The sequence below is a fragment of the Endozoicomonas ascidiicola genome (assembly GCF_001646945.1).
In the GTDB taxonomy this organism is placed as follows: Bacteria; Pseudomonadota; Gammaproteobacteria; order Pseudomonadales; family Endozoicomonadaceae; genus Endozoicomonas; species Endozoicomonas ascidiicola.
In genome coordinates this window covers 776,566-777,931 of sequence record NZ_LUTV01000001.1, presented here as the reverse complement: position 1 = coordinate 777,931, position 1,366 = coordinate 776,566, and the positions used below count along the sequence as shown (strand labels likewise).

Annotated in this window: 2 protein-coding genes; both read right to left on the bottom strand. The window is 36.5% G+C overall.

All coding sequences use genetic code 11. The annotated features are described in order from the left end of the window. Positions 1 to 198: 198 nt before the first annotated feature. Positions 199 to 1,041 carry a DUF4116 domain-containing protein gene (locus tag AKL11_RS03165; RefSeq protein ID WP_281180499.1) on the bottom strand — a complete coding sequence of 281 codons (843 nt, stop codon included), beginning with the start codon at positions 1,039 to 1,041 and terminating at the stop codon, positions 199 to 201. Between the two features lie 54 nt (positions 1,042 to 1,095). Next, positions 1,096 to 1,366 (bottom strand): IS30 family transposase (locus AKL11_RS03160; protein WP_157673576.1); only part of this gene is annotated, 271 nt, incomplete at its 5' end.

Below are 1,366 nucleotides of genomic sequence, written 5' to 3'. Positions count from 1 at the left end.
TTATGGCTGAAAGAATAATTTTGGCATTCAGGGAGCGTTACTAACTGGTTGGATAGCCAGTTAGTAACGCTCCCTAGACTCTGAGACGAGGAATCTATACTTTAAAGTTCGGGAAATTTTCTCTGACGTGATTCAGAAAATCCTCTGACGCTTTAAGCTCTTGAGATGCAATATGAAAAGCATCCTGATTGATCTGCATCATCGCAAGCATGAATGATTATTTCGTAACTCTTTACCAGCTACCTTGTAATTTTCTGGGTCTGATTCCATTAAAGATAGAACAAAGGCTTCATCATTTCGAAAATTACTACTTGCCTTTTCGTAAGCTTTAGGGTTCATAGATATCATAAAACGCATAAAGTCTTCATTGTCGAAGAGATTGTACCTCACTTTATTGTAGGCTTTAGGGTTCATAGATATCATAAAACGCATAAAGTTTTCATTTCCACATAATTCGTAACTTGCACATATATATGATTCAGGGTTCTTAGATATCATAAAGCGCATAAAGTCTTCATTGTTGCATAAATTGTCCCCTACCATTAAGTATGCTGTGGGCTCTGCCTCAATTACTGAGCGCATGTCTGCCTCAATTACTGAGCGCATGAAAGGTTCATTGTTACGTAGCATAAATCCTGCAACTTTGTAAGCTTTTGGGTACTGTGACATAATAGAACGTACAAATACTTCATCGTTTCGTAATGGTGAGTTCATAGAACGTACAAATACTTCATTCTTTCTTGATGATGAGTTTAAACTGTCTCCATAAGTTAATAATGGATAGGTGGCAGGATATTCTGTTATGATTGAGCGTAAGAATGATTCGTTTTCGAGCAAGTTATACCCAGTAAATTTGTAGGCTTCGGGTGTTGTCTTTATCAATGCACGAATAAACTCTTCATTATTTTGTAGTTCGGTACCCGCAATTTTATAAACATCTTTGTTTGTATGCATTAGCTCAAGCATGATATTTTTATCATTGCGCAATTGGGGCCCTAATAGGGTGATATATTTGGGGTGTCTTTTTATAATAGGTAGAATAATTTCTGGATTATTTTTTGACTCTTCACTAATGTAATCTGAATTATCTTGAATTCAAGTAATAAATACATAACCCATAACTTTTCTTACATCAATCCCAGTTAACTCTTTGAAAGCCTCATAAGGTGTTTTGTAGTCAAGGCATTTTCTAGGTCTATTATTCAGCTTATCAACCGCTATGATGACTTCTTTTTCTGTAACGTTATTAAGCTCCATCGACTTGGGGAAATACTGCCTGAGTAGCCCATTAGCATTCTCATTCTGACCTCTTTCCCAAGAGTGATACGGAGCAGCAAAGTAACTGTCACACTTCAACGCTTTGGCA